Below are 14,859 nucleotides of genomic sequence, written 5' to 3'. Positions count from 1 at the left end.
CAGACACGACTTACTTCAGCGCATGGATGGCCGGCAGGTTGCGCCAGGCACCGCGCACATCCATGCCATAACCGAACACATAACGGTCCGGAACGTCCAGACCGACGAAATCGGCTTGGATCGGCTTGTCCTTGCTGATCAGCTTGTTGGCGAACACACCGCTGTAGAAGGCCTTGGCACCCATTTCCAGCACCTTGTCGCGAATCGCGGCCATGGTGTGGCCCTCATCCAGAATGTCGTCCAGCACCAGAACCACACGGTCCTGCACGTCTTCCTTGGGCGCCTGTTTCCATACCAGCTCGCCCCCGTGCGTTTTGTCCCCATAACGGGACACATGCACATAATCGAAATCCAGCGGGAAAATCAGGCGCGGCAGCAGTTGGCCGGTAAAGACGACGGCTCCCCCCATCACCGACAGCACCAGCGGGTACTCATCCCCCAGCTTCTCGGTGATCTCGGTGGCCATACGGTCGACCGCGGCGTCCACCTCTTGGGCGGTGAACAGGATGTCCGAGCTGTTGAGGATGCCTCGGGCTTCGGATACGTTGGGCATGATGACTCCTTGAAAAGCGTTCCGGGCGCTGGCAGCGCCCACATGGAATTAGCGGATTTCGGCCAGATGGCGCAGGTAGGCCGACAGTTCGTCGGCCACCTCGTGATGCTTCAGGCCGTAGCTGATGGTGGCCTTGAGATAACCGATCTTGGACCCGCAATCGTAACGGGTGCCGGCAAACGGCAGCGCCAGCACGGTCTCGTCCTTCATCAGCGCTGCAATGCCGTCGGTGAGCTGGATCTCGCCTCCGGCGCCCGGTGTGGTGGCCTGCAACTTGTCGAAGATGCGCGGCGTGAAAATGTAGCGTCCCACTACCGCGAGGTTGGACGGGGCCTCTTCAGGACGCGGCTTTTCGACGATGCTGCTGACACGCTGCAGGCCGCCGGCCAGGGTGTCCACCTCGACGATGCCGTAGGAGCCGGTTTCCTCGGGTGCCACGGTCTCGACGCCCAGCACCGAGGAACGGGTGCTTTCATAGAGCGACACCATCTGTTCCATCGCGCCTGGCTCGCCATCGATCAGGTCGTCGGCCAGGATCACCGCGAAAGGCTCGTCTCCCACAACCGGCTTGGCGCACAGCACTGCGTGCCCGAGGCCCAACGCCTGCGCCTGCCGGATGTAGATGCAGGTGGCCGAGGGCGGCAGGATGCCCTGCACAATCTCCAGCAGCTTCTGCTTGTTCTTGTACTCCAGTTCGGTCTCGAGTTCATAGGCCTTGTCGAAATGGTCCTCGATCGAACGCTTGTTGCGTCCGGTGATGAAGATCAGTTCGGTCATGCCCGCTGCCAGGGCTTCCTCCACCGCGTACTGGATCAGCGGCTTGTCGACCACCGGCAACATTTCCTTGGGGCTGGCCTTGGTGGCGGGCAGGAAGCGGGTACCCAGTCCTGCCACCGGAAAGACGGCCTTGGTGATTTTTTTCATTGCAGTAGAACACAGCTGTGAATTTGACCGGCATTGTAGGGCTTTTGCCGAACGGCCTCTACTTTCTCGATCTCAAGAGGCTGCCTCGCCTCCAGCCATGGTGCCCGCCAGCAGCGCCTGCAGCCCGGCTTCGTCCAGCACCGGTACTCCCAGGCTCTCAGCCTTGGCCAGCTTGCTTCCGGCCGCCTCGCCCGCCACCACATAGTCCGTCTTGCGTGACACGCTGCCGGACACCTTGCCGCCGGCCGCCTCAATCAAGGCCTGTGCCGCCTCGCGCGTCAATGTCGGCAGGGTCCCCGTCAGCACCAGTGTCCGGCCAGCCAGGGGCAGGTTGGCCGAAACGTCGGGCATGGCTGGCAAGGCCGCGAGGAGCGCACTCCGCTGGTGAGCGGTTGCGGCCAGCAAGGCCCGCCGTTCCGGCTGGGTCAGCCATTCCCTCCAGGCCAGACGCAAAGGCTCGGGCCAGGCCGCAGGCAGCTGCTCAGGCGCCAGAGTGACAAGCGCCTCCAGACTGCCGGCCTGTGCCAGAAGCTGGCCAGCGCGCAGTTCGGTCAGGCGGGGAATCCCCATTCGTGTCAGCAGGCGCGCCGGCTCCAGCTGCTCGGCGAGCGCAGCGGCGGGCAGACCTTCGCCCTGCGGACGCACGCCCGCCGCAAGCAGCGCATCGATGGCCGCGGCATTGTTCGGCTCGGCAAAGAACTCGGCAATTGCCTCCGCCACCACTAGCCCGATATCCGGCAGCGCCGCCAGGATGGGTGCCGGCGCCTGGCGCACCCGCTCCAGACTGCCCAGCCAGTCAGCCAGGGTCTTGGCGGTGGACTCTCCGACATGACGGATGCCAAGTGCGAACAGGAAACGGGCCAAGGGGGGCGTCTTGCTGGCCGCGATGCCAGCAAGCAGGTTTTCCGCCCAGCGCGTCGGCGCCGTACGGGGAGAGCTGGCTGCCCCCGGGACCTCTGCTTCGGCCAAGGGGCTGGCGGTCTCGTCGCTACGGGCCTTCATGGCAACGAAGTCGGCCAGGGTAAGATGATAGAGATCGGCCACGCTGTGCACGAATCCCAGATCCACCAAGGCATCCACATAGCGCTCGCCCAAGCCTTCGATGTCCATGGCGCGACGGCCGGCAAAATGCAGGATGGCCTGCTTGCGCTGGGCGCTGCACACCAGTCCGCCGCTGCAACGGGCCACGGCCTCGCCTTCTTCGCGTACCACGTGGCTGCCGCACACCGGACAAGTGGCCGGGATCCGGTAAGGGGGATGGAGAGGCGCTTCGGACGGACTGAACAGGTCACCGCCGGCCACCGGTTGCATTGGCCGACGCTCCAGTACGACACCCACCACCTCCGGAATCACGTCGCCAGCACGGCGCACGATCACCGTATCACCCACCCGCACGTCCTTGCGGTGTACCTCATCCTCGTTGTGCAGGGTGGCATTGGTCACTGTCACGCCGCCCACCGCCACCGGCCGCAGCCGGGCCACCGGCGTAAGCGCCCCCGTGCGGCCGACCTGCTCCTCGATGGCGTCCACCACCGTCAGCGCCTCTTCGGCAGGAAACTTGTGCGCGATGGCCCAGCGCGGCGCGCGCGATACGAAGCCGAGGCGTGCCTGGTCGGCCAGGCTGTCAACCTTGTACACCACACCATCGATGTCGTAGGGCAACGTAGACCGCTGGGCATGCACCCGCTCGTAGTATTCAGCCAGACCCTCCACGCCCTCTACCACCGGGCGCAGGGCCGGGACCACCAGCGGCAGGCCAAGCTGCTCCAGCCACTGCATCTCGTACTGATGGGTATCCGGCCACGTCGCACCTTCTACCCGAGCGATGGCGTAAGCGAAGAAGGACAGGCGTCGCTGGGCCGTGATGCGCGAATCGAGTTGGCGCAGGCTACCTGCCGCCGCATTGCGCGGATTGGCGAACACTTTGTCGCCCCGGGCGGCTTGTGCCGCATTGAGAGCCTCGAAGTCCCGACGCAGCATCAGCACCTCCCCGCGCACCTCCAGGAGGGCCGGCGGTTGCGAGGTGGCCAGGCGCAGGGGCACGGTGCGCACGGTGCGCACGTTTTCGGTGACGTTCTCACCCGTCAGCCCGTCGCCCCGGGTGGCCGCCTGCGTCAGCACGCCGTGTTCGTACACCAGACTGATCGCCAGGCCGTCGAACTTGGGTTCCACTGCATACCGCACCGGGCTGTCCGACCGACCCAGCCCCCGACGCACCCGTTCGTCAAACTGGATGATCTCGGCATGCCGTACGGCAAAGTCGTCTTGGGTCAGATCGGAGAAGGCATTGTTGAGCGACAGCATCGGCACTGCGTGACGCACGCTCTCGAACACCGGCACCGGGGTGCCGCCCACCCGCTGGGTGGGGGAAGCAGGGGTACGCAGCGCCGGCCAGGCCGCTTCCAGGGCCTGCAGTTCGCGGAACAGCCGGTCGTACTCGGCATCCGGTACGGTAGGCGCATCCAGCACGTAGTATTCGTGGTTATAGCGTTCGAGCAGCGCCGTCAGCTGGGCAGCGCGGGCGGTCACGTCGTCAGGAATCGGAGCCATGGAAGCCTCAAACGAAAAGGGCCGGCACAGGCCGGCCCGCTCAGGAAGATGGGGTCACGCAAACAACCGCAGGGCCGCTACGCTGCCGGGCGCGATGCCCCGGTCGTCCATGTTGCCGTAGATCCGGATCAGTTGGTCCCGGATGCGCGCCAGCCCGATGTCCGATAGAGGGCGGCGGTTGTCATCCACCAGTTGCGCGCCGAACTCATCGGCCAGTTCCTTGGCAAACTGGACGGCACGGTCGAACACCTCTACGCCGCCGGCAACGCGAGGCACGTCAAACAGCAGGGTAAGCGCCGGGAAGGATTTGTCCAACAGCGAATGCAGGGTGAACGGCACCTGGTCGGCCGAAGCCAGCGAGTAGAGGGTGTTCCCGGAGTCGGCAAGGTAGTGGAAGGCGCCATCCGGCTCCAGCTGCAGCCCGGCACTTTCGGCAAACACGCGCAGGCGGGTGCCTTCGATGGGCGCGCGCGCGATCAGGTTGATGCCGATCAGCACGTCCACGTCCGCGCAGAAGCGGTCCAGCTCGCGGGCGGCCACCAACTTCTGCTGACGCTGCGGGAAGCTGACGCTGGCTTCGTGCTCCTCGGCAAACCGCGCGACCTGCTGGCAGAAGCTGGAGAGCTCCTGCTCGGTCACGGCACCGCCGCGATCCACCAACTGCAGGCCGACGTTCAACTGCTTGTAGCGGGTGCCGGGCACAACTTCTGCCGGCTTCCACAGGCCGGTTTCGGTCCGGCCGATGATTTGGGTGCGCTTGGCCACGTTGAAGCGCGGCATGGCGGCCAACTCGTGCGGCTGGACAAACACCACCTCAGCGATGAAATCCAGCGAAGGGTCGAGCATGGCCACCACCAGCGCCTGGTGGTCAGGGGAATCGAAGGGACTGGGCGTGGGCTCCGGCTCGTCCATGAGGGTGACAGGCTCCCTCTCGATCGGCGGAGCCATGCGCGGCACTGCAACCGGCGCAGCGGGCGCGGGACGGGAAGCCGGAGTCGGAGGCTCGGGCGGCCATTCGGGCTCGAAGGCATCGAAATCATCGTCATCGGCCAACGGTACGTCTACCAGCACCGGCTCCAGCCGGTCCGTGCGGGCGCCATCGCGCACGTTGTTCTTGGGCACGTTGAGAAGGACATCATCGTGGTTGCGGCCGAAGGCCTGGCGGGTCCGCTTGCGGAAACGCCATTCCTGAAACACGTTGAAGCCATAGACAAGGCCGACCACGGCGCCTGCCAGTACCAGAATACCGATCTGTAATTCGCTCATTCAGCTAGTCCGCGTTAAGGCGAATGGTGGGGAGGATTATAGCCGAACACCGTCGGACACCATATCCGGCGCGGGTTCTGGCGCTTGCTTCGGGCCACTCAGCCACCCGTCATCGACATGAAGCGTACCAGTTTGTCGGGCCGTTCGCGAAATTCATGTCGCTCGGGCTTGAGCTCGATGGCCTCGCGAATGGCCTCTTCCAGCCCTTGGTCGCTGATGCCGGCACGCAGCAGCGGCCGCAGCGCATAGCGTGCTTCCTGCCCTAGGCACATATACAGCGTGCCATCCACCGACAGGCGCACCCGGTTGCAGGTGGCGCAGAAGTGCTGCGAAATCGGTGTAATAAGCCCTAACGTGAAACGGCCATCGGGCGTCTGCCAATAGCGGGCCGGGCCGCCCCCCAGCTCCGACGATTGTGGCACCAGCCCGAAGCGCTCGCGCAGCCGGCCAAGCACGGGCTGCAAGTCGAGAAAGCCTGCCGCACGGCCGGTATCACCCATGGGCATTGCTTCGATCAGGCGCAGGACGAAGCCTTGCTCGATGCAGAAGGCGGCCATCGCTTCCACTTCGTCGTCGTTGACGTCCTTGAGAGCCACCATATTGATCTTGATGGGGGCGAAGCCGGCTTCGCGGGCACTGGCCAGTCCTTCCATGATCTGCGGCAGGCCGTCGCGGCCGATGAGGGTGTGCAGGCGCTCGCGCTGCAGCGAGTCCAGGCTGACATTCAGGCGGTTCACGCCCGCTGCGCGCAAGGCATGGGCCTGATGCGCCAGCTGGGTGGCGTTGGTCGTGAGCGAGAGATCCTGCAGGCCCGGCAGGGCCGACAGACGGCCGGCCAGCTCGGGCAGGTTGCGACGTAACAGGGGTTCGCCGCCCGTCAGGCGCACGCGTCGGGTGCCCAGTCTTGCGAAGGCGGCCACCACCCGCTCCAGTTCGTCGAAGGTCAGCCAGTTGGCCGGTTCCTCGAAACCCTTGAAGCCCTTGGGCAGGCAGTAGCTGCAACGCAGGTCGCACCGGTCGGTGACCGAAACGCGCAGATAGTCGATGGACCGGCCGAACCGGTCCTGCAGGGTGGTCATGGCAAGTGCTGTGAAGGTTTTTCCGACATTGTACAAAGAAGCCCGGGTCGGCCTGCACTTTTTGTCGGCCTGGGGCCGGGCGGGATGCACTTTTGTGCGAGAATCGCGCTGTCAGTTCCCCGCCTGGCGGGGCAGGCCCTTGTTTGCCGGAGTCCACATGTCCAAGCACGAAGCGCCCTTTCTGCCCGTGGTGCGCGAACTGGCGCGTACCTTCCAGGCGTTTGAACACTTTTCTGCACGCCATGTGCGGCAGATGGGCCTGACACCGCCCCAGTTCGACGTGATCGCCACTTTGGGTAACACGCCGGGTATGAGCTGCAAGCAACTGTCGGAGAAAACCTTGATCACCAAGGGCACCCTGACGGGGGTGATCGACCGTCTGGAAGAAAAGGGCCTGGTGACGCGCACACCCCTCCCGCAGGATCGCCGCTCGATCTTCATCGCTCTCACCGCCACAGGCGAGGCGCTGTTTCAGCAGGTTTTCCCCGCCCACCTGGCCTACATGCAGGCCGCATTCGACGGTTTTGACCAGACCCAGCTGGATGCCTTCTGCACCGCACTGACCAATCTGCGCAGTGCCTTTCGTTCCCCTACGTCTCCGCCGGACGCCTGAGCCTTCAGGAACCTGCGCCTTCCAGCCGGAACGGCACCGGCACATTCAGCCATGCCTCGACCGGCCGGCCCTCGCTCTGCGCCGGCTGGAAGCGCCACTGCTCGGCGGCACGCGAGGCGGCCGCATCCAGCACCAGCGAGCCGCTGGAGCGAAGCAGACGGACCTCCCGTACCCTGCCGTCCGTTCCGATCCGCACCCCGAGCAGCACCGTGCCCTCTTCACCACGCTCCCGGGCCAGAGCCGGGTACGCCGGGCGCATGCGCTCCAGAGGGCGCGGCGGCTGTGGTGCCGAACCCGACGAATCGGGTGGCGCCATGGGTTTGATGGCGCCCTCCAGGTTGGCCGAAGCCCCTGCCTCAGGCATGGCTCCGTCTGCCGGTAGCCCAGAAGGAGGAGCGGCCGCCGCCCGACCGGCAGACGTGGCAAGAGAGGATGAAACCCCGGCTGGGGTGGGCTGGGGCGCTGGAGAAGAGCGCAGCGGGCCCGGGTGAGGCGCCGCCAGCGCCTGAACAGGCCTGGTTTGTGGCGACGGCGCCGGCAAGGCATCCGGGGGGCCGGGCGGGGTTGGGGGCGCTGAAGGCAGGAAGGTCAGCATCAGCGGCGACGCGGGGACAGCGGGCACTTGCGACTGTACCGCCTGCCCGGCACTGCGCACGCTGCCGAAGGCCAAGACGTGCAACAGCAGGGAGGCGCCCCAGGCCAGTGCCCGGATCCGTCCAGCCTGTGCCATGGGCACTAGCAGCGCATCTCGGCCCGACGTCGGGCGTAGAACCACCAAGCCACCCCTACCGACAGCAAGTAGAAAGCGAAGAACAAGCCGAAGGCCGGGACGAAGGAGCCGGTCATCTCCAGCGCGGTCCCGAAGGTCTTGGGAATGACGAAGCCGCCGAAGGCGGCCATCACCGAGCTGACGTTCATCGCCGCCGCGCCGCGGCGTCCGCCGCGGCGGTAGGCTTCGGCCAACCCTTCGCCTTGGTCCTGCGCTTCACGTCCGGCCTCGATCAGGAAGACCTTTGGCGCCAGTTGGTACGACGAGCCGTTGCCGATGCCGGCCGCGAGGAAAATCACCTCGAACATCAGCAGAAACAGCCAGAAGGCGCCGCCCTCGTCGGCCGAAGGCAAGCTGAGGTAGACGCCGACGGTGGCCAGTGCCATCACCAGATTGCACCCCAGGGTGGTGACACCACCACCCACCCGATCCCCCAGCCAGCCGCCCAGCGGCCGCGACAGGGCCGCCAGCATCGGCCCGATGAAGGCATAGGGGCTGACGTCCTGCAGCGGGAACATGGCATGCGCCAGCAGCGGAAAGGCCGCGGCAAAGCCAAGGAAGGTGCCATAGCTGCCCATGTAGAGCAGGCAGATGTACCAGGTATGTGGGTGGCGCATCATCTCCCACTGGTCGCGCGGAGTGATGCGCAGCTTGGGCAGGTCGTGGGCATAGAGCAGACAGAGCACCCCCACTAGCAGCACCAGCGGCAGCCACACCAGCCCGGCATTCTGCAGCCACACCGGCGACACGCTGCCGCCTTGGCCCCAGATCTGCGGCGGGCCCGACCAGGCACCGAAGAGCGGCACCGCGATAACCAGCGGCACCACCAGCTGCGCTACCGACACCCCCAAGTTGCCAAAGCCTGCATTGATGCCCATGGCAAAGCCCTTGGCCGACTTCGGGAAGAAAAAGCTGATATTGGAGAGGTGCGAGGCGCTGGCCCCGCCGCCGATGCCACAGCTGGCGGCCACCAGAAGCAGCAGCGGGAACGGCGCACTGATGTCCTGCACCACCTGCCCCACCCCGAAAGCCGGCAGCACCAGCAGAAGGGTGGAGAGGCCCAGCCACAGCCCACCCCCCACCCAACTCCAGACCCAGGAATACAGCACGCGCATTAACGCCCCGACCAAGGGCGGGATGGATACCAGGAGAAACTGCTGCTGGCTGGTGAGCTGAAACCCGATGGCCGGCAAGTTAACCACCACCATGCTCCACATCATCCAGATGTTGAAATTCAGATGCAGCGCCAGTGTGGACAGCGTGAGGTTGCGCAAGGCCAGGGGCTTGCCGCGGGTCAGCCAGAAAATCAGGTTTTCCGGTTCCCAGCGTCGGATGCGAATGGTCACTGTTGAAGACGCTCCTGCGTAGTTCGGCCGCATGCGGTCCCGAGGGCCGGGAGTATGGACACCCCCGTCTGCTGCGCTCTTTGAGCGGTATCAAGCCCGGCACACCACGGCGCCGGGTTTCGTAGTTTGACGTCGCAACGCTGTAGTCTCGCCCTCATGCGGTCTCGCGCATCTTCAGCGCCTCGACGATGTCCACCGCCACGATGCGGCTCACCCCCTGCTCCTGCATGGTCACGCCCACCAGCTGCTCGGCCATTTCCATCGTCAGCCGGTTGTGACTGATGTAAAGGAACTGCGTCTTCTCCGACATGCGCTTGACCAGGTCGCAGAAACGGCTGGTGTTGGCATCGTCCAGCGGGGCATCCACCTCGTCCAGCAGGCAGAACGGGGCAGGATTGAGCGAGAACAGCGAGAACACCAGGCTCATCGCGGTCAGCGCCTTTTCCCCCCCCGAGAGCAGATGAATGGTGCTGTTCTTCTTGCCCGGCGGCTGGGCGATGATCTGGATGCCCGCATCCAGCAGGTCCTCGCCGGTCAGCACCAGCTCGGCGCGCCCACCTCCGAACAGCGTGGGGAAGAACTCGCTCATGCGGGCGTTCACCGCGTCGTAGGTGGCGCGCAGCATGTCGCGCGTTTCGGCGTCGATCTTGGCGATGGCCTCTTCCAGCATGGCCATCGCCCTCGTCAGGTCGTCGGCCTGGGTGGTCAGGTATTCGCCGCGCTTGCGAGCTTCCTCCAGCTCTTCCAGCGCTGCCAGGTTAACGGCGCCGAGGTTTTCCAGCGCCCGGGCCAGCCGCGCGATCTCCGCAGCCAAGGCACTGGGCTTCACGCCTTCGTTGAGGTCGGCGCGTAGGGTAGCCTCGTCCGCCCCGGCATTGACCAGTTCTTCGGTGAAGCGCTCCACCGCGATGCGCGCCTCCTGATGACGCAAGAGCTGGGTCTGCCGGGCATCGCGCAGCGCCGGCAGGGCTGACTGCAGCGACTGCTGCTGCGCGGCCAGCGCGCGCATGCGTTCGGCCAGCCCGTTCAGTTCGTCGCGAGCCTGCGCCAGCGCCGCCTCGCAGGCAGTGCGTTCTTCCAACGCTTCCTGCAAGGCCTCTTCGGGCACCGACTCGTCGGTGGTTTCCGCCTCTTCGGCCAAGGCCTCCATCCGCTCCTGCAAGGCCGCTTCCCGCTCCCCGAGCTCCCGGGCGCGGCGTGCAAGCTCGGCCACTTTCTGTTCGGCGGTGGACAGCGCCAAGCGGGCTTCATGCACAGCCCGCTCCGCGTCCCGAGTGCGGCTGCGCGCCAGCTCGAGGCCGGTTTCGGCATTCAGCCGCGCCAGCCGGGCCGATTCCAAGCCTTCGGACAGCGCATCCAGTGCCAAGGCCGCCTCTTCCATGCTCAGGCCGGCTTCTTCGATCTCCAGCGTGGCCCCCTCGCGCTCCTCCGCCAGCCGCTCGCGCTCTGCCTCGATGGCGCCAAGCCGGGCTGCGCCCTGACGGGCGGCCTGGTCGAGCTTCACTTCTTCCAGCGTGGCCTGGTTGAGCTCGCCCTCCAAGCGTCCGAGCGCCCCCTTCTGCGCGCGCACGGCCTCGGTCAGCATGCCGGCCTGGCTGACAAGCGCGGCCCGGCGCGCTTCCAGCTCGGCGATTTCCGGACGCAGGGCCGCAGCCTTCTCTTCGGCGGCAGCCAGCGCCGCCTTGCGGGCCATCAGGCCGTCCCCGGCAGCATCGGCGCGATAGCTCACGGTAGTGCGGCTAACCCGGTGGCCTTCGGGTGTCACCCACAGCTGGCCAGCGGCCAGCCGATCCCGTCCCGCCAGCGCCGCCTGCAGCGACTCGGCACGGAACACGCCCTCCAGCCAGTCGTCGAGCGCGGCGGCAAACGGTGCCGGAGCCTGCACCGCATCACGCAGGCGAGGACCGGCGCCCCCCGTAGCCCCCGGCACGGAGGTGGCAGATACATCCACCAGCACCAGCGGTGCTGGCGGCAGACTGTTCGGCAGGGGGCCGGCAAACGCGGTCAGCCGATCGGCCATCACCGCTTCGAAGGCGCTGCGCCAAATCGGATCCACCTCGATCGCAGCCCACAGCGGGGCCGCTTCGGCCAACCCTGCTTCTTCCATCCAGCCCGTCAGTGCCTCGCCTGCGGCCTCCCGCGCGATGAAGGCCGACAGCGCACCGGCCTCGGCCTCGGCGCGGGCCAGCTGCGTACGGGCGGTCGCCAGCGACTCGTCCACTTTTTCCCGCTCCCGAGCCAGGTCTGCCACACGGTTCTCGTCAGTGGCAACGCGATCGCGCACCCGGGCCAGCGCGGTGCGGGCCGCTTCGGTGGCCGCACGGGCCGCCTCCAGCTGGGCACTGTCTGGCAGGTTGAGCGCTGATAGTTCGTTCTGCAGGGCCATCTCGCGGGCGGCTACACGCTCCAGTGCCGTCCGCAGATGGTCGGCCTTCTGACGGGCCAGATCGCGCTCGCGCGTCAGTTGTGCCATGCGCCCGGTTTCGGCGCTCAGCCGGCTGTCCGCTTGCCGGAAGGCGGCCTCCGCTTCGGGCAGGCCGTCCGCACCGTCCTCCAGCGCCATCTGAGCCTCTTCCTGTCGCAACTGGGCCTCTTCGCGCCGGGGCAGCCACTCGTCGAGCTCGGCCTCCACCTGCGCGCGGCTTTCGGCCAAGGTCTGACGTTCGTTGCGCGCCGCGCTCAGCTCGCGCTCGATCCGCAAGCGGGACTGCTCGCGGTGCCGGGCAGCCTCCTCCAGCCGGGCCAGCCGGGCATTGGCTTCCGACAGGGCCTGCTGGGCGACATGCACGGCGTCGCTCGCGGCAAAATGCGCCTCGCGCACTGCGGTGGATTCGGCTTCGTGATGCGTGGCAGCGGCCTCCAGGGCAGCTTCCTCGGTCTCGATGCGCGCCAGCTCCGCGCGCGCAGCGGCCTCGTTCCTGGCGGCCTCTTCCCGTCGGGCCAGCGCGAGCAGGTTCTGCTTGTGGGTCAGCGCACCGCGCAAGTCATGGTACTGGGCAGCCACTTCAGCCTGTTCCGAGAGCTTCTCCACCTGGCGCTCCAGCTCTTGGCGCACGTCCTCGATGCGTTCCAGGTTGGCACGGGTGTCGCTCAGGCGGTTTTCGGTCTCGCGGCGGCGCTCCTTGTATTTGGAGACGCCGGCGGCCTCCTCCAGGTAGGCCCGCAGCTCCTCCGGACGCGCCTCGATGATGCGGGAGATCATGCCCTGCTCGATCACCGCATAGCCGCGCGCGCCCACGCCGGTGCCGAGGAAGAGATCGGTGATGTCCCGGCGACGGACCTGCTGGCCATTGATGTAGTAGCTGGACTCGCCCTGCCGCGTCAACACCCTTTTTATCGCGACTTCGGCATACTGTCCCCAGGGGCCGGTGAGCTGGCCGTCACCGTTGTCGAATACTAGCTCCACCGAGGCACGCGAGACCGGCTTGCGCGTTCCCGAGCCGTTGAAGATGACGTCCTGCATCGACTCGCCGCGCAGCTGCTTGGCCGAAGACTCGCCCAGCACCCAGCGGACCGCGTCGATCACGTTGGATTTGCCGCAGCCGTTCGGGCCGATCACCGCTACCAGCTGGCCGGGGACCGGGATACTGGTGGGGTCCACGAAGGACTTAAACCCTGCCAGCTTGATATGGGTCAGTCGCAAGACGTCCTCATTGCAGAAAAAGAGTAAACGCGCATTCTAACAAGGGCTGCGGTCTTGAGCGCATCTGCCGCCGCCGATGTTCAACCAACACTTGTGCCATAATCCCAGCATGGAATCGTTATCGCTTTCGAATCACTTCCTGATCGCCATGCCCAACATGGCCGATCCCCTGTTCGCCAAGTCGCTGGTATTCGTGTGCGAGCACGGCGAGCACGGAACCATGGGTGTCATCGTCAACAAGCCTTCCGGCCTGGTGATGGCACAGCTCTTCGACCAGATCGACCTGCCGCTGCAGGACGACAGCCTCAAGGCAGCGCCAGTGTTCTTCGGCGGGCCTGTCCAGCCCGATCGCGGCTTCGTACTGCATCAGCCGGCAGGCAGTTGGCAGTCAAGCCTGCTCGTCACCGAAGAGATCGCGCTGACCACCTCCAAGGACGTGCTGCAGGCGGTATCCGAAGGCCGCGGCCCCGGCACGCTGCTGATCAGCCTGGGCTATGCCAGCTGGACCGCCGGCCAGATCGAGGACGAGATCGGCGAGAACGCCTGGCTGACCGTACCGGCACGCGCCGACATCATCTTCAGCCTGCCAGCGGAGGAACGGTACGACGCAGCCATGGCCCTGCTCGGCTTCGACCCCGCGCTCCTGTCGGGTGATATCGGACATGCCTGACGGTACGGCACTGGCCTTCGATTTCGGCGAACGCCGCATCGGCGTGGCGGTGGGCGAACCCATGCTCGGCATCGCCCACCCCCTGACCACGATCCAAGCGCAAACCACCGACGACCGTTTTGCCGCCATTGCCCGCCTGCTTGAGGAGTGGCGTCCGGCCCAACTGGTGGTGGGGCTGCCCACCCACGCTGACGGTAGCCCGCACGCGATGACCCAGCTTGCGCGCCGCTTCGCTCAGCGTCTGAAGGGCCGCTACGGCCTGCCGGTCTGGCTGGTGGACGAGCGCCATACCTCCTTGGTGGCAGAAAGCCTGCTTGAGGAAGCCGGCCTCAAGGGTCGGCGCCAGAAGCCGGTGCTGGATCAGGTCGCGGCCCAGGCCATCCTGCAAGCCTGGTTCGAACAGCAGGGTGAGGCCGTCTGAGCCTGCCCTGCCCGTTGTGAAAGCCCTCACCATGATGTCCCTGCGCCGGCGTACCAGCCTGCTGATGTTCGCCTTTCTGGCCAGCCTGCTCGTGTTGCTGTACTTCCTGCTCAAGCCCGGACCGGAGATGGCTACCTGGCCCACCGCCGAAGGCCGCATCCTGGCCAGCCGGCTGCAGGTCGTCAGCCCACCGCATGCCCCCGACCAGATTTCTTGGCAGGCGCGGGTGCAATACTGCTATACCGTCCAGGGCCACAGCTACCGCCAAGACCGTATCTTCGCAGTGGACAGCAGCCTTCCCGGCGACAAGACCTCGGCCGAAGACATTGTGCGTCGGTATCCTGCGGGCAAGAAAGTAGTGGTCTATTACAACCCGCACAATCCACGCGCAGCGGTGCTGGTACGCGGGCCCAGCGATGATGTGCGTCTGGCCCGCTTCATTCTCGGGGCGCTGACCCTGTTGTTTGGATACAGCCTTTGGCGCCAGTTGCGGCACGCCTATCATCTACGGAGGAACCCGGCATGATTTTCAAGCTGCTGGCATGGCTGGGTGTATTGGCGGGCCTTGCGGGGTTCGTGCACTTCTGGCGCAGTGCTGGCACGGCCGATGCGGCAACACGATGGCCAACCGTAAGCGGCATCATGCTGGAGAGCGCGCTCGAACAGCGGGATCGCCAGGGTGGTGACGCGGACCGCCCGCCCGGCTGGCGTGCGGTAGTGCGCTATCGCTACACCGTGAACAACCAGACCTACGAAAGCACACGCCGCCGCTTCCCCGAGCCCGGATTCAGCAGTAACCGCGCCGAGGCCGAGGCCGTACTGACCCGGTACCCGGTCGGCGGGCCGACCACCGTTCACTACAACCCGGCCAATCCGGCAGAAGCCTGTCTGGAACCCGGCGATAGCTGGCCTGCCAAGCTGGGGCGGTATCTGGCGCTGGCCGTTGCGGCTGTGTCGCTGCTGTTTGCCCTGTCCGGCTAAAACGGCCTTGGCTAGTCTTGCCGCGCGCGGCTGATGCCAGAGCA

13 protein-coding genes are annotated in these 14,859 nt (G+C 66.2%); 5 read left to right on the top strand and 8 right to left on the bottom strand.

Annotation, left to right across the window (positions count from 1 at the left end):
- Positions 1-10: 10 nt before the first annotated feature.
- The 5 genes from EV669_RS00165 to moaA form a co-directional block, all read right to left on the bottom strand.
- Positions 11-553: a hypoxanthine-guanine phosphoribosyltransferase gene (locus EV669_RS00165; protein WP_054286991.1), complete on the bottom strand. Its 543-nt coding sequence runs from the start codon at positions 551-553 to the stop codon at positions 11-13.
- 48 nt (positions 554-601) lie between these two features.
- Complete coding sequence (gene galU, locus EV669_RS00160; protein WP_132097574.1) at positions 602-1,477, bottom strand: UTP--glucose-1-phosphate uridylyltransferase GalU; 876 nt, start codon at positions 1,475-1,477, stop codon at positions 602-604.
- A gap of 72 nt (positions 1,478-1,549) precedes the next feature.
- On the bottom strand, positions 1,550-4,027 hold the full coding sequence (ligA, locus tag EV669_RS00155; protein ID WP_132097573.1) for an NAD-dependent DNA ligase LigA: 2,478 nt from the start codon (positions 4,025-4,027) through the stop codon (positions 1,550-1,552).
- A 54-nt stretch (positions 4,028-4,081) separates the two neighbouring features.
- Positions 4,082-5,293, bottom strand: coding sequence for a cell division protein ZipA C-terminal FtsZ-binding domain-containing protein (locus EV669_RS00150; protein ID WP_132097572.1), 1,212 nt, complete (start codon positions 5,291-5,293; stop codon positions 4,082-4,084).
- Positions 5,294-5,391: 98 nt separating this feature from the next.
- Positions 5,392-6,372: a GTP 3',8-cyclase MoaA gene (gene moaA / locus EV669_RS00145; protein ID WP_132097571.1), complete on the bottom strand. Its 981-nt coding sequence runs from the start codon at positions 6,370-6,372 to the stop codon at positions 5,392-5,394.
- Positions 6,373-6,529: 157 nt separating this feature from the next.
- Here moaA and EV669_RS00140 point away from each other — a divergent pair, with 157 nt between their 5' ends.
- Positions 6,530-6,985 carry a MarR family winged helix-turn-helix transcriptional regulator gene (locus tag EV669_RS00140; RefSeq protein ID WP_055434245.1) on the top strand — a complete coding sequence of 152 codons (456 nt, stop codon included), beginning with the start codon at positions 6,530-6,532 and terminating at the stop codon, positions 6,983-6,985.
- Positions 6,986-6,989: 4 nt separating this feature from the next.
- Here the strand turns inward: EV669_RS00140 and EV669_RS13990 are convergent, their stop codons facing one another.
- The 3 genes from EV669_RS13990 to smc form a co-directional block, all read right to left on the bottom strand.
- Positions 6,990-7,349, bottom strand: coding sequence for an energy transducer TonB (locus EV669_RS13990; protein ID WP_054286985.1), 360 nt, complete (start codon positions 7,347-7,349; stop codon positions 6,990-6,992).
- Positions 7,350-7,720: 371 nt separating this feature from the next.
- Positions 7,721-9,100 (bottom strand): MFS transporter, encoded by a 1,380-nt coding sequence (locus EV669_RS00130; protein ID WP_054287019.1) that lies wholly within the window; start codon positions 9,098-9,100, stop codon positions 7,721-7,723.
- A 154-nt stretch (positions 9,101-9,254) separates the two neighbouring features.
- Positions 9,255-12,743 carry a chromosome segregation protein SMC gene (gene smc / locus EV669_RS00125; protein WP_132097569.1) on the bottom strand — a complete coding sequence of 1,163 codons (3,489 nt, stop codon included), beginning with the start codon at positions 12,741-12,743 and terminating at the stop codon, positions 9,255-9,257.
- Positions 12,744-12,852: 109 nt separating this feature from the next.
- Between smc and EV669_RS00120 the strand changes: the two genes are divergently transcribed.
- The 4 genes from EV669_RS00120 to EV669_RS00105 are packed head-to-tail and all read left to right on the top strand — an operon-like array spanning position 12,853 to position 14,815.
- Positions 12,853-13,413 carry a YqgE/AlgH family protein gene (locus tag EV669_RS00120; protein ID WP_054287042.1) on the top strand — a complete coding sequence of 187 codons (561 nt, stop codon included), beginning with the start codon at positions 12,853-12,855 and terminating at the stop codon, positions 13,411-13,413.
- Positions 13,406-13,834, top strand: coding sequence for a Holliday junction resolvase RuvX (ruvX, locus tag EV669_RS00115; RefSeq protein ID WP_207913757.1), 429 nt, complete (start codon positions 13,406-13,408; stop codon positions 13,832-13,834). Before EV669_RS00120 ends, ruvX begins: the two co-directional genes overlap by 8 nt.
- 31 nt (positions 13,835-13,865) lie before the next feature.
- Positions 13,866-14,360 carry a DUF3592 domain-containing protein gene (locus EV669_RS00110; RefSeq protein ID WP_132097568.1) on the top strand — a complete coding sequence of 165 codons (495 nt, stop codon included), beginning with the start codon at positions 13,866-13,868 and terminating at the stop codon, positions 14,358-14,360.
- Complete coding sequence (locus tag EV669_RS00105) at positions 14,357-14,815, top strand: DUF3592 domain-containing protein (protein WP_132097567.1); 459 nt, start codon at positions 14,357-14,359, stop codon at positions 14,813-14,815. Before EV669_RS00110 ends, EV669_RS00105 begins: the two co-directional genes overlap by 4 nt.
- Positions 14,816-14,859: the final 44 nt, after the last annotated feature.

Origin of the sequence: Gulbenkiania mobilis (genome assembly GCA_004346645.1) — a bacterium.
Classification (GTDB): domain Bacteria; phylum Pseudomonadota; class Gammaproteobacteria; order Burkholderiales; family Chromobacteriaceae; genus Gulbenkiania; species Gulbenkiania mobilis.
Note: the sequence above shows the minus strand (reverse complement) of the source record. Positions and strands in the feature narration are given on the sequence as shown.

What these genes read in the sequence shown, in the direction of transcription:
- ligA (WP_132097573.1), bottom strand. Translation starts at nt 4,027, where the DNA reads ATGGCTCCGATTCCTGACGACGTGACCGCCCGCGCTGCCCAGCTGACG.
- galU (WP_132097574.1), bottom strand. Translation starts at nt 1,477, where the DNA reads ATGAAAAAAATCACCAAGGCCGTCTTTCCGGTGGCAGGACTGGGTACC.
- EV669_RS00120 (WP_054287042.1), top strand. Translation starts at nt 12,853, where the DNA reads ATGGAATCGTTATCGCTTTCGAATCACTTCCTGATCGCCATGCCCAAC.
- EV669_RS00165 (WP_054286991.1), bottom strand. Translation starts at nt 553, where the DNA reads ATGCCCAACGTATCCGAAGCCCGAGGCATCCTCAACAGCTCGGACATC.
- EV669_RS00150 (WP_132097572.1), bottom strand. Translation starts at nt 5,293, where the DNA reads ATGAGCGAATTACAGATCGGTATTCTGGTACTGGCAGGCGCCGTGGTC.
- moaA (WP_132097571.1), bottom strand. Translation starts at nt 6,372, where the DNA reads ATGACCACCCTGCAGGACCGGTTCGGCCGGTCCATCGACTATCTGCGC.
- ruvX (WP_207913757.1), top strand. Translation starts at nt 13,406, where the DNA reads ATGCCTGACGGTACGGCACTGGCCTTCGATTTCGGCGAACGCCGCATC.
- EV669_RS00110 (WP_132097568.1), top strand. Translation starts at nt 13,866, where the DNA reads ATGATGTCCCTGCGCCGGCGTACCAGCCTGCTGATGTTCGCCTTTCTG.
- EV669_RS00105 (WP_132097567.1), top strand. Translation starts at nt 14,357, where the DNA reads ATGATTTTCAAGCTGCTGGCATGGCTGGGTGTATTGGCGGGCCTTGCG.
- EV669_RS13990 (WP_054286985.1), bottom strand. Translation starts at nt 7,349, where the DNA reads ATGCCTGAGGCAGGGGCTTCGGCCAACCTGGAGGGCGCCATCAAACCC.
- EV669_RS00140 (WP_055434245.1), top strand. Translation starts at nt 6,530, where the DNA reads ATGTCCAAGCACGAAGCGCCCTTTCTGCCCGTGGTGCGCGAACTGGCG.